Source organism: Streptomyces ossamyceticus, assembly GCF_001418475.1.
Taxonomy (GTDB): Bacteria; Actinomycetota; Actinomycetes; order Streptomycetales; family Streptomycetaceae; genus Streptomyces; species Streptomyces ossamyceticus.
This window is the reverse complement of the sequence record NZ_LIQX01000238.1, coordinates 1-11,401: the sequence shown is the minus strand read 5'-3', so window position 1 is coordinate 11,401 and position 11,401 is coordinate 1. Positions and strand designations below refer to the sequence as shown.

Below are 11,401 nucleotides of genomic sequence, written 5' to 3'. Positions count from 1 at the left end.
CCTCGGCGAGACGGTCGGCGAGGGCCGCGTGACCGGGGTCGATCTTCTCGACGGCGGCGCGTCCCGCCGGGGTCGGGGTGAGGAGCTTGGCACGGCGGTGGGCCGGGTTCGGGACGTACGCGGCGAGCCCCCGGTCGACGAGGAGGTCGGCGACGCGCTGCACGCTCTGCCGGGTGATGCCCATGGCGCGGGCGACCCCGGAGACGGGCAGCGGCTCGGGGAGCACCGCGCCGAGGACCTGCCACCAGGCCGCGGTGAGCCCGGCCGGGCGCGCCAGTTCGTCCGCGACGGACAGGAACTGGCCGTTGAGCCGGAAGACACCGAGGGCGGTGCGGCTGAGCAGGTCCTGCCGCACGCGGCTCATCGGGCGGCCGCTTCCAGGACGGCGTACGCCTCCGGGTCCGAGTCGTGGAACAGGCGGTACCAGGCGTCGAGGACCTCGCCCTCGTAGACGCCGAGGAGCCGGAAGACCTCGCGGGCGAAGGCGACGGGTTCGGTGGGACCGGCGGTGACGAGCAGGCCGTCCGCGTCGGTCGCGGCGTCCGTGTCGACGTAGTGGTCGGCGCCCTTGTAGCCGGTGGCGGCGAGGTAGAAGGGGGCCGCGCTGGTGTGGGCGCGGTCGTCCAGCAGCCCTTCCCGGGCGAGCCCGGCGGTCGCCCCGCAGATGGCGGCGACGGGGACACCGGCGGCCAGGAACTCGCGGGCCTTGCGGGCGAACGGGGCGAGGTCGTCGCCGGCGTCCCAGAGGTCCGCGCCGGTGAGGATCAGCAGGGAGCTGTCCTCCGGGCGGAGGTCGGCGAGGGCGGTGTCCGGCTGGATGCGGATGCCGGCGAGGGTCCGCACGGGGTTCCCTGTCGGGCCGACCGTACGGATCTCGTGGCCGGCGCGGGCGAGCCAGGCGGTGGTGTGGCCGGTCTCCCAGTCGGCGTAGGTGTCGTAGACGGCGAGGTGGACGGGGTTGCTGGTCATGGCTTCTTCTCCGGGGCCGTTCGTTGCTATGACAGCATGCTGACACTTTGCCAGGATGCTGTCAATAGAGGCGCGATATGGCTCGGGGTGCGCTGTCTGTTCGGCGGGTGCGGGCGCGTCGTGGTTTCTCGCGCAGTTCCCCGCGCCCCTGAAGGGAACGGGCCTGTGGCCCGCCCTTCAGGGAAAGCAACGGGGCGCAGCCCCGGACGCGCTCCCCCCTCGGGGCGACACACTGTCGCGGTGCGGCGCCCTGCCGCAGACAGGACGCCGATGTCGGGGCCGCACCACAGGCACCTACCCTCGACGCCATGACCCCTCAGCCCAACCCCCAGCTCGGCGCCGCGGTGAAGGCGGCGGACCGTGCGCACGTGTTCCACTCCTGGTCCGCCCAGGAGCTCATCGACCCGCTCGCAGTCGCCGGCGCGGAGGGGTCGTACTTCTGGGACTACGACGGCAAGCGCTACCTGGACTTCACCAGCGGCCTCGTCTACACGAACATCGGCTACCAGCACCCGAAGGTCGTCGCGGCCATCCAGGAGCAGGCGGCGACGCTCACCACGTTCGCCCCGGCGTTCGCGGTCGAGGCCCGCTCGGAGGCGGCCCGGCTGATCGCGGAGCGCACCCCGGGCGACCTGGACAAGATCTTCTTCACCAACGGCGGCGCCGACGCCGTCGAGCACGCCGTCCGTATGGCCCGCCTCCACACCGGCCGCCCCAAGGTGCTGTCCGCGTACCGCTCGTACCACGGCGGCACCCAGCAGGCCGTGAACCTCACCGGCGACCCCCGCCGCTGGGCCTCCGACGCCGGCACCGCCGGGGTCGTGCACTTCTGGGCTCCGTTCCTCTACCGGTCCCGTTTCTACGCGGAGACCGAGGAGCAGGAGTGCGCCCGCGCGCTGGAGCACCTGGAGACGACGATCGCGTTCGAGGGTCCGTCGACCATCGCCGCGATCATCCTGGAGACCATCCCGGGCACGGCCGGGATCATGGTTCCGCCGCCGGGCTATCTGGCGGGCGTGCGGGAGCTTTGCGACAAGTACGGCATCGTCTTCGTCCTGGACGAGGTCATGGCGGGCTTCGGGCGGACCGGCGAGTGGTTCGCGGCCGACCTCTTCGACGTCGTCCCCGACCTGATGACCTTCGCCAAGGGCGTGAACTCCGGTTACGTCCCCCTCGGCGGCGTCGCCATCTCGCCGGCCATCGCGGAGACGTTCGCCCGGCGCCCGTACCCCGGCGGTCTGACGTACTCCGGGCACCCGCTGGCCTGCGCCGCCGCCGTCGCGACGATCAACGTCATGGCGGAGGAGGGGGTCGTGGAGAACGCGGCGGCGCTCGGCACGTCCGTCATCGAGCCGGGGCTGCGCGCACTGGCCGAGCGGCATCCCTCGGTGGGCGAGGTGCGCGGCGTCGGCATGTTCTGGGCGCTGGAGCTCGTCCGGAACAAGGAGACCCGCGAGCCCCTCGTCCCCTACAACGCCGTCGGCGAGGCCAACGCCCCCATGCTGGCCTTCGCGGGCGCCGCCAAGGCCCAGGGCCTGTGGCCGTTCGTGAACATGAACCGGACCCACGTCGTGCCCCCGTGCAACATCACGGAGGCCGAGGCCAAGGAGGGCCTCGCCGCCCTCGACGCGGCACTGACGGCGGCGGACGAGTTCACCGTCTGACACCGGCGGCAGGTTCACGACGGTGTCGGTGCGGCGTCCGGCGCCGCCCGCCGCGGAGCACCGAACGGCGTCCCCGGTCCCACGCCCCGGGGGCGCCCTTCCGCATGTGCCGTGCCGCCTCCCCCCCTCTGCTCTCCGTGAGGAAAAACCGCATGCCAGGTGGCTGATTTGTGTCGGTCGGTGCCCGTACGGCGCGGCTGTCGCGGCGGCGGGCCCGAAACAGCCTCCCCGGAACGCGAACGCGTAAGGTGACGTGCTCGTAAGAGAACGCAGAGACCACGCACAGGAATGCGTACGCGTACGCGGATGGGGGGAGCGGACCACGATGGCCGGCACCGGCGGCGGCATTGGCGGCGTGACTCGAAGCACCCTGCGGCAGCAGCTCGCGGACGCGCTCCGTGACGAGGTGCTGGCCGGCCGGCTGAAGCCGGGGCAGGAGTTCACGGTGAAGGAGATCGCCGAGCAGTACGGGGTGTCGGCGACGCCCGTGCGCGAGGCGCTGGTGGACCTGTCCGCGCAGGGGCTGCTGGACGCGGTGCAGCACCGCGGTTTCCAGGTGCACGAGTACTCGCTGGGCGACTACCGGCACATGGTCGAGGCCCGCATCCTCATCGGCGACGGCATGTTCCGCAGGCTCGGCGACCGGAAGATGGACACCCGTACCGCGGCGGCGCTCGCCGGCGTCCGGCGGCGCGGCGAGGAGGCCCGACGGGCCGCGACCGCCGGCGACCTGAACATCCTCATCGGCTACGACCTGCGGTTCTGGCGCGAGCTGATCGTCCTGTTCGGCAACCCCTACCTGTCCGACTTCCTGCACCGGCTGCGGGTGCAGTCCTGGGTGTGCGCGGTGCAGCACCTGCGCCGGGCGGACGACCTCAGGGGCCGGCTGTGGGGCCGGTACACCGATCTCGTCGACGCGCTCACCCGTCGGGACGCGCTCACCGCGCAGGAGATCATCGCCGAGTACGACGACCACTCGCTGACCCTCGTGGAACGGCTGGCCGGCGAATGAGCGAGGCCCGCACGGGCGCCGGCCCCCGGGTCGGCGTCGACCTGTCCGTCGTCGTCCCCGCCTACAACGAGGAGCGGCGCCTCGGCCCCACCCTCGACGCGATCGTCTCCCACCTCACCGCGACGGAGGCCGCCGAGACATGGGAGGTCCTCGTCGTCGACGACGGTTCGACGGACGGTACGCGCGACGTCGTGGCCGCCGTCACCGAGCGCGACGCGCGGGTGCAGCTCATCAGGGGCGGGCCCCGCAACCGGGGCAAGGGCCACGCCCTGCGCCTCGGGGTCTGCGCCTCCTACGGCCGCCGGGTGCTGCTGACGGACGCCGATCTCGCCGCGCCCATCGCCGAGTTGGAGCTGCTCGACAAGGCGCTCAGCGAGGGGCACGCGGCGGCGATCGGCTCCCGTGAGGCGCCGGGAGCGCGCATCGAGCGGCGGCAGCACCGGCTGCGCGAGAACCTCGGCCGCGCGGGCAACCTGCTGATACGCGGGCTCGTGGTGCCCGGCATCCGCGACACCCAGTGCGGGTTCAAGCTGTTCGACGGCGAGCGGGCCCGCGAGGCGTTCGCCGCGTCCCGACTCGACGGGTTCGGGATAGACGTCGAGATACTGCGGCACTTCCGCCGCGCCGACTGGTCCGTCACCGAGGTCCCGATCCGCTGGTCCCATCAGCCCGGTTCGAAGATCCGCGCCGGGGACTACGCCCACGTCCTCGGTGAACTCGCCTCCCTGAAGGGCCGTTCGGTCCGGGCGGCGGTCCGGTCGCTGCGCCCCGCCGACGTCCTCGCCGTCGTCGTCTTCCTGCTGATGGCGGTGACCCTCTACGCCGGCCGCTGGATCGACCCGAACGGCCGCTACCTCCCCGACTCCCTCCAGGACCAGAACCAGTGGGAGTGGTTCTTCGCCGTCACCGCCGACAACGTCGCCCACCTCAGGAACCCCCTGTTCACCGACTTCCAGGGCTTCCCCGACGGCGTGAACCTCATGGCCAACACGGTCATGCTGGGCCTGTCGGTGCCGTTCACTCCGGTGACGCTCGCCCTGGGGCCCGCGGTGACCCTCGGCCTCGTGATGACGCTGGGCCTGGCCGCCACCGCAGCCGCCTGGTACCGGCTGCTCGTCCAGCGGCTCGTACGGCACCGGGGCGCGGCCTTCACGGGTGCGGCCCTCGCCGCGTTCGCGCCCCCGATGGTCAGCCACGCCAACGCGCACCCGAACTTCATCGTCCTGTTCATGATCCCGCTGATCATCGACCGGGCCCTCCGCTTGTGCGCGGGCACCCGGACCGTACGGGACGGTGTCGTCCTCGGCCTGATGGCGGCGTACCAGGTCTTCCTCGGCGAGGAGCCGCTGCTGCTCGCCGCGATGGGCATGCTGCTGTTCGCCGCCGCGTACGGGGCCGTACGGCCGGACGTGGCCCGCGCCTCCTGGCGCCCTCTCCTGAAGGGCCTCGGTGTCGCGGCCCTCACCACGCTGCCCCTGGTGGCGTTCTTCCTGTCCTGGCAGTTCTTCGGCCCACAGAGCTACAAGAGCATCGGGCACGGCGACAACGCCGGGAACAGCCCTCTCGCCCTGCTCTCCTTCGCCGAGCGCTCCCTCCTCGCGGGCGACCCGCAGCGGGCTGACGCGCTGTCCCTCAACCCCACCGAGCAGAACGCCTTCTACGGCTGGCCGTTGGTGCTGCTGGCACTCGGCATCGTCGTACGCCTGTGGGAACGCCCCCTGGTGAAGGCGCTCGGTTTCACCGCGGTCGCCGCGGCCGTCCTCTCCCTCGGCCCCGAGATCCGCCTCCCGCAGACGGACCTCGTCCTGCCCGGACCGTGGGCGCTGCTCGCCGACAGGCCGCTGTTCGAGTCGGTCATCGAGGGCCGGGTGGCGATGATCTGCGCGCCGGTGCTCGGCATGCTGCTGGCGCTCGCCTTCGAGCGGTTGGCGGAGGTGCCGGGCCTCGGCACCCGGTACGTGGGGTTCCTGGCGATCACCCTGGCGCTGCTGCCGATCGTCCCGGCCCCGCTGAAGTCGCAGGACCGGCCCGAGGTGCCGTCGTTCATCGCGGACGGCACATGGCGGTCGTACGTCGACACGGAGGCCGGCGAGACGCTCGTGCCCGTGCCGTTGCCGGACCCCGGCAACGCGGAGGCGCTGCACTGGCAGACCACGGCCCGCTTCGGCTTCCGGATGCCCGGCGGCTACTTCAACGGCCCCTACGGCGAGGACCGCACCGGGATCTACGGCGCCGTACCGCGCCACACGTCCGCCCTGCTGCGGGACGTGCGCTACTCCGGCCGCACCCCGGTGATCGGTGAGGCCTGGCAGGCGCAGGCCCGCAAGGACTTCGCGTACTGGCACGCGGGCGCGCTGGTCCTGCGGCCGCAGTACTACGACAAGCAGTTGCGCGCCACCGTGGACAAGCTGGTCGGGCGTCCCGGTAAGTGGGTGGGCGGTGTATGGGTATGGGACCTGCACGAAGGGGACTGAAGGCGGCGTTCAGCGACTACGCTTCTTCCCCGCCCACACTGTGAGGAGTGCTCCTTTGGCCTGTGACCTCTGGTTGGTCCCGCTCGTCGACGTGCTCTGCCACACGCCCGACAACCCCTTCGCCGAGGAACTCGCGCTCTACAACCAGGTGCTGGGCGAGGCAGGACTGCCTCCGGTGCCGGTGTACCAGTACATGCCCGGGCTGACCGGGGAGGTCGCCCCGATCGCGGGCTTCGACTACGACGCGCTGCACTTCCTGCGCCGGGCCTACCTGTTGCAGGTGTGCGGGCTGCCGGTGACGCCGGTGGGTGAGCTGGGCGGCGACTACGAGCAGTTGCTGGAGATGTTCGAGACGACGGCCCAGCAGTCGCATCTCGTCTGGCACTACGACCACGCGGGCGCGTACGTCCCCGTGGACTTCCCGCATCCGCTGGCCAACGACGAACTCCTCGCCGGCAACGGCCCGCTGGGCTCCTCCCAGGGCCTGCTGCGCGAACTGGAGATCGTGGCCCCGGCGATCGGGATCGACCCCGCGAACCCGCCGCTGGCCCCGACCCCGCCGCTCGCGCCGACGTCGTTGGAGGAACCGGCGGCTCCCGCGCCGTTCGACTCCAGCCCCTTCGCCCGCGAACGCCACGTCTGGCTGGGCCTGAACGCGGCGGCGACCCGCAGCCTGGCCCAGGGCTCGATGATCATCTTCAGCTGAGGGGCGGCGGGGCCGCGGGGCCCGAGGGCCGGGTGGACGTGGCCTCGCTGTGGACGTCGCCTCAGTTCAGCTTGGCGAGGCCCTTCTGCAGGTCGTCGAAGTTCATGACCGGCGTGTAGTCGATGCTGGCGCCCATCTCCATGAACAGCGGCTCGGCGATCGAGGGCATGTCGGCGGAGTCCGTCATGTCGAAGAACAGGTACATCGTGCGCCGGCCCTGATCGACGGTGAAGTAGGTGGCCTCCGGATGGGTGCGCTCCTTGAGCGCCTCCATCATCTGGTGCAGCTTGCCGCTCCGCAGCATCTCGCTGGACCGCTCGGTGTCGAAAGACGCCTTCAGCAACACACGCATGGCACTCTCCTCTCGGCCCCCTGAGGACTCCCGGCCACCACGCCCCTCTCCCACCCCGTGGACCACACCGGGCACAGCCTCAGGATATGCCCGGTGAGCGAACAATGTCCGCCGGGCTGCCGGCCCACCCCGCCCCACGAAATCCGGATGCCGACGACCAGGAGCCCCGGGCATCATGCGCCCATGGCCACCGAACTGGACGGGATGATCGAGTGCCGCCCCGGCGCACGTCTGTGGGGTCCCGACGACGAGGACTCCGTCTGGCACGCCGCCATGGACCTCTTCGTCCTCAACGTGGGCAACGCGTACGACGCGCTCGCCTGCCTCTTCGGCGTCCGCAACGACACCGGTTTCCGCCCCCTGACCGAGAACCGGGGCTTCCCGGAGACCGCCTCCGAAGCCCTGCGGGACGCGTACGCCCCGTACACGGACTCCCCCGACCTGCGCGGCACGACGTGGATCACCTGGGCGGAGCTCGCCTCCGTGGACTGGCGTGAAACCGATCGCTCGGGGACCCGAACCCGAGCCATGGCCGCCGGGCCCGACACTCACTGGGGCCCCGTCTGGACCGTGATGCGCACCCTGTCCACCCTCCACGGCCCCGCCGACGTCCGCCTCGTCGCCTGGTTCACGAGCTGACCACACACCACCGCCGCAGCCCGGCCTCGCAAGGGAGCACGGACATGGACGATCGCGATGCGACGCTCAACCAACTCGCCCAAGGGCTGCGCCCCATGTCCGAGGGCATCGCGTGGTTCGACGCGCTCGGCCCGGAGGCCCAGTACGACGTGCTGCGGTACCTGCACCACCACTGTCTCCAGGCCCGTGTCGTCGAGGAGGACGGTCCTCGCAGCGTTCTGCGCGCCGGGCTGCGGCCCACGCACACGCCTGCCGTGCTGATCGTGCGGGGCCGGATCGAGCAGCAGCTGGGCAGGATCGTCCAACTCACCCCGCCCGACGAACGCCGCAAGTCGTTCCGGCTGTTGATCGCCGTGCTCGCGATCGCCGACGAACGGCGCCGCGAGCGCTTCTGCTCCGACGGGTGCGGTCACTGGTGGCACAACCTGCCCGCACCTGCCTGAGACCCCCGCCGGGCAACCGGCGGGCCTGGGCGGTCCCCGCGGCCGGGGAATTCGCGGGCGGGTAATTCGCGGGCGGGCCGTGGCCTGACCTGTCTATCGTGTGGCGCTGTCGTTCGGGCGGGGTGGTCCGGTGGGGAGGAGTGGCTGGGTGCGGGATGCGTACGGGGTGCTGTCGGACGCGGAGTTGAGGAAGGCGTTCGACGTGTGGGGCTGTTATCTGGACGCGCGGACCGGTGAGGACGAGGAGGTCCGGGGCCGGTTGCGGTCGATGCTGGAGTCGGCGCGGACCGCGGCCGACGAGGGGGACGCCGCCGTCGCGCGCGCCCGGGTGTCGGAGATGTACGACGAGGCCCGGCGGGCCGCGCTGCCGTGGGCGCCCCCGCTGCCCCGCCCGTGGGAGGCGGACGATCAGACCCGCGACTACGTCAAGGACACCCCGGGCCACACGCTTCCCCCGGCCCTGCGCGACCGGCTCGACCTCATCGCGCTCCACCTGAGAGTCACCGGCCGCCGCCTCCGCTCGGCCCCCGGCATCGACGCGGCCACCCGCCAGGACGTCTTCTACCTCATGGGCCGCGCCACCCTGGCCCTCGACCTCGCCCACCCCGCCGCGGCCCAACGCGAACTCGACCGCCTCACCGCCCTCGCCCGACGCTGCGGCGTGGAGCGGACATAGGTGACGGGGCGGCCGGCTCGTGTCGAGTCGGCCGCCCCGTCGGTCAAGGCATGGGTCCGTGAGGGATCCGGTGCGCGCACTGGATGCCCTGGATGCCCGGGATGCCCTGGGTGCGCTAGATGAACGAGTTGATCTCGATCGTCTCGTCGCGGCCCGGGCCCACACCGATGGCGGAGATCGGCGCGCCGGACATCTCCTCCAGCGCCTTGACGTAGTTCTGCGCGTTCTTCGGCAGGTCGGAGAAGGACTTCGCCTTGGTGATGTCCTCGGACCAGCCCGGCAGGGTCTCGTAGACCGGCTTGGCGTGGTGGAAGTCGGTCTGCGAGTAGGGCAGCTCCTCGACACGCCTGCCGTCGATCTCGTAGGCCACGCAGACCGGGATCTGCTCCCAGCCGGTGAGGACGTCGAGCTTGGTGAGGAAGAAGTCCGTCAGACCGTTCACGCGGGTCGCGTACCGGGCGATGACCGCGTCGAACCAGCCGCAGCGCCGGTCACGGCCGGTGGTCACACCGCGCTCGTGGCCGATGCGGCGCAGGGCCTCGCCGTCCTCGTCGAACAGCTCCGTCGGGAACGGGCCGGCGCCGACACGGGTCGTGTACGCCTTGAGGATGCCGATGACGCGGCTGATCTTCGTGGGGCCGACGCCCGCACCCGTGCAGGCACCGCCGGCGGTCGGGTTCGAGGAGGTCACGAAGGGGTACGTGCCGTGGTCGATGTCCAGCAGCGTGCCCTGGCCGCCCTCGAAGAGGACCACCTTGTCGTCGTCGAGGGCCTGGTTGAGGACCAGGACCGTGTCGGCGACGTACGGGGCGAGCTTGTCGGCGTAGGCCAGCAGCTCCTCGACGACCTGCTCGACGGCGATGGCGCGCCGGTTGTAGAGCTTGGTCAGGATCTGGTTCTTGACGTCGAGGGCCGCCTCGACCTTCTGTGTCAGGATCGACTCGTCGTACAGGTCCTGCACCCGGATGCCCACACGGTTGATCTTGTCCGCGTAGGTGGGGCCGATGCCCCGCCCCGTCGTGCCGATCTTGCGCTTGCCGAGGAAGCGCTCGGTGACCTTGTCGACGGTCACGTTGTACGGCGTGATGATGTGAGCGTTGCCGCTGATCAGGAGCTTGGACGTGTCCACGCCGCGCTCGTTCAGACCGCTCAGCTCGGAGAGCAGGACCGACGGGTCGACGACGACACCGTTGCCGATGACCGGAGTGCACTCCGGAGTGAGGATGCCGGAGGGGAGAAGGTGGAGGGCATACTTCTGGTCGCCGACGACGACCGTGTGGCCGGCGTTGTTGCCGCCCTGATAGCGGACCACGTAGTCGACGGATCCGCCGAGCAGGTCGGTGGCCTTCCCTTTACCCTCGTCACCCCACTGAGCACCGAGCAGCACAAGTGCGGGCACGCGCGTACACCCCTTCCGGGCGGGGCATGTCCAAGGTCGGGGGCGTACGCGGTGGCTTGAATGCTCACCGCGTGCACCGCGACCGCCGTTGGTCGCAAACTGTGGACCCGGATGCCCCGGAATAGACGAAGCCCCTGGCGCAATAGCGCAAGGGGCTCTTGCACAAAGATGCTACCCGAGGAAGCGAGGCAGGACCGAGGTGGCAACTGGCGACCAGCTCCTCGTGGTCATCGACCCCCTCGCCCGTCACACGGACGGTGAGGCGGTAAGGATCGCGAAAGACGTGCTCAGCGCGGGTGCGGCGAGTACGAAAGTGTGCCTTCCGGAAGGGCCCGAGGAATTCGCTCGGGTACTGGCGCGGCGGGGTTCCCGGCGGCCGGTGGTGGTCGGGGACGACCGTGCGCTGCTGCGCGCGGTGGCCCTTCTGCACCGGCAGCGGGAGCTGACGGCGTGCGCGTTGGCCATGGTTCCGGTGGGGCCGTCGCTGGGCCTGGCCCGGTCGCTGGGTGTGCCGACCGGTGCCGTGGCGGCCGCGCGGGCCGCCCTCGACGGGGTCGAACGACGGCTGGATCTGCTCGTCGACGACAGCGACGGGGTCGTGCTCGGCACCCTGCGGATCCCGGCGCCCGCGGGGGCGACCGCCCTCGACGCGGAGGCCGACGCGGACGCGGAGACGGAGGCCGAAGCAGACGGCGAGGGCGACGGCGACTCGGCGGGAACCGGGTCCGGCTTCGGTTTCGGTTTCGGCGCGCGAGCCGATGTGGGGGCGGGGGGTGGCTCCTCCGGGCATCAGTCGTGGTTGCGGAACTGGCCGCAGTCCCTGGTGCGGACGTTGTCCGCGCACCCACCCCGCATCAGGCGGGTCGCGCGGCCCGCCCGGATACGGGTCGTCTCCCCGGCCGTGGTCGGGCCTTCCCGGCTGCGGGTGGAGGTGGACGGGGTGACGCTCGTCGACCTCGACCAGCCGGTGCAGGGGGTGTCGATCGCCCCCGGCACGGACGGTGGCGCGGACGTCGAGGTCAGGCCGGTGTCCGTGGGCGCCGAGGCCGCGCCACCGTCCGTGCCGG

At 71.6% G+C, this 11,401-nt stretch carries 12 protein-coding genes; 8 read left to right on the top strand and 4 right to left on the bottom strand.

Annotation, left to right across the window (positions count from 1 at the left end):
* Positions 1 to 364 (bottom strand): MarR family winged helix-turn-helix transcriptional regulator (locus AOK15_RS18570; RefSeq protein WP_055518198.1); only part of this gene is annotated, 364 nt, incomplete at its 3' end.
* Positions 361 to 969 (bottom strand): DJ-1/PfpI family protein, encoded by a 609-nt coding sequence (locus AOK15_RS18565; protein ID WP_055518196.1) that lies wholly within the window; start codon positions 967 to 969, stop codon positions 361 to 363. The genes AOK15_RS18565 and AOK15_RS18570, both read right to left, overlap by 4 nt.
* Positions 970 to 1,277: 308 nt before the next feature.
* Here AOK15_RS18565 and AOK15_RS18560 point away from each other — a divergent pair, with 308 nt between their 5' ends.
* From AOK15_RS18560 to AOK15_RS18545, 4 genes are all read left to right on the top strand, one after another.
* Positions 1,278 to 2,633: an aspartate aminotransferase family protein gene (locus tag AOK15_RS18560; protein ID WP_055518194.1), complete on the top strand. Its 1,356-nt coding sequence runs from the start codon at positions 1,278 to 1,280 to the stop codon at positions 2,631 to 2,633.
* 325 nt (positions 2,634 to 2,958) lie between these two features.
* Positions 2,959 to 3,645, top strand: a complete 687-nt coding sequence (locus tag AOK15_RS18555; protein WP_055518191.1) for a GntR family transcriptional regulator — start codon at positions 2,959 to 2,961, stop codon at positions 3,643 to 3,645.
* Positions 3,642 to 6,119 carry a dolichyl-phosphate beta-glucosyltransferase gene (locus tag AOK15_RS18550; protein WP_055518189.1) on the top strand — a complete coding sequence of 826 codons (2,478 nt, stop codon included), beginning with the start codon at positions 3,642 to 3,644 and terminating at the stop codon, positions 6,117 to 6,119. The genes AOK15_RS18555 and AOK15_RS18550 overlap by 4 nt, the downstream gene beginning before the upstream one ends.
* A 55-nt stretch (positions 6,120 to 6,174) precedes the next feature.
* Positions 6,175 to 6,825, top strand: coding sequence for a hypothetical protein (locus AOK15_RS18545; RefSeq protein WP_055518187.1), 651 nt, complete (start codon positions 6,175 to 6,177; stop codon positions 6,823 to 6,825).
* Positions 6,826 to 6,886: 61 nt separating this feature from the next.
* On the opposite strand, the gene AOK15_RS18540 is transcribed toward AOK15_RS18545, so the two are convergent.
* Entirely contained in the window at positions 6,887 to 7,177 is a 291-nt protein-coding gene (locus AOK15_RS18540; protein ID WP_055518184.1) for a hypothetical protein, read from the bottom strand.
* 183 nt (positions 7,178 to 7,360) lie between these two features.
* On the opposite strand from AOK15_RS18540, the gene AOK15_RS18535 reads away from it, so the two are divergent.
* The 3 genes from AOK15_RS18535 (at position 7,361) to AOK15_RS18525 (ending at position 8,935) form a co-directional block, all read left to right on the top strand.
* Positions 7,361 to 7,816, top strand: a complete 456-nt coding sequence (locus AOK15_RS18535; RefSeq protein WP_055518182.1) for a hypothetical protein — start codon at positions 7,361 to 7,363, stop codon at positions 7,814 to 7,816.
* 44 nt (positions 7,817 to 7,860) lie between these two features.
* Positions 7,861 to 8,259 carry a DUF5958 family protein gene (locus AOK15_RS18530; protein ID WP_055518180.1) on the top strand — a complete coding sequence of 133 codons (399 nt, stop codon included), beginning with the start codon at positions 7,861 to 7,863 and terminating at the stop codon, positions 8,257 to 8,259.
* A gap of 148 nt (positions 8,260 to 8,407) precedes the next feature.
* Positions 8,408 to 8,935 (top strand): hypothetical protein, encoded by a 528-nt coding sequence (locus AOK15_RS18525; protein ID WP_055518177.1) that lies wholly within the window; start codon positions 8,408 to 8,410, stop codon positions 8,933 to 8,935.
* Positions 8,936 to 9,050: 115 nt separating this feature from the next.
* On the opposite strand, the gene AOK15_RS18520 is transcribed toward AOK15_RS18525, so the two are convergent.
* Positions 9,051 to 10,334: an adenylosuccinate synthase gene (locus tag AOK15_RS18520; RefSeq protein WP_055518174.1), complete on the bottom strand. Its 1,284-nt coding sequence runs from the start codon at positions 10,332 to 10,334 to the stop codon at positions 9,051 to 9,053.
* A 199-nt stretch (positions 10,335 to 10,533) separates the two neighbouring features.
* On the opposite strand from AOK15_RS18520, the gene AOK15_RS42310 reads away from it, so the two are divergent.
* Positions 10,534 to 11,401 (top strand): diacylglycerol kinase catalytic domain-containing protein (locus AOK15_RS42310; protein ID WP_055518201.1); only part of this gene is annotated, 868 nt, incomplete at its 3' end.

Bases quoted from the DNA above. Each gene is read 5' to 3' on its own strand.
- AOK15_RS18560 (WP_055518194.1), top strand. From the start codon at position 1,278: ATGACCCCTCAGCCCAACCCCCAGCTCGGCGCCGCGGTGAAGGCGGCG.
- AOK15_RS18530 (WP_055518180.1), top strand. From the start codon at position 7,861: ATGGACGATCGCGATGCGACGCTCAACCAACTCGCCCAAGGGCTGCGC.
- AOK15_RS18535 (WP_055518182.1), top strand. From the start codon at position 7,361: ATGGCCACCGAACTGGACGGGATGATCGAGTGCCGCCCCGGCGCACGT.
- AOK15_RS18540 (WP_055518184.1), bottom strand. From the start codon at position 7,177: ATGCGTGTGTTGCTGAAGGCGTCTTTCGACACCGAGCGGTCCAGCGAG.
- AOK15_RS18550 (WP_055518189.1), top strand. From the start codon at position 3,642: ATGAGCGAGGCCCGCACGGGCGCCGGCCCCCGGGTCGGCGTCGACCTG.
- AOK15_RS18555 (WP_055518191.1), top strand. From the start codon at position 2,959: ATGGCCGGCACCGGCGGCGGCATTGGCGGCGTGACTCGAAGCACCCTG.
- AOK15_RS18565 (WP_055518196.1), bottom strand. From the start codon at position 969: ATGACCAGCAACCCCGTCCACCTCGCCGTCTACGACACCTACGCCGAC.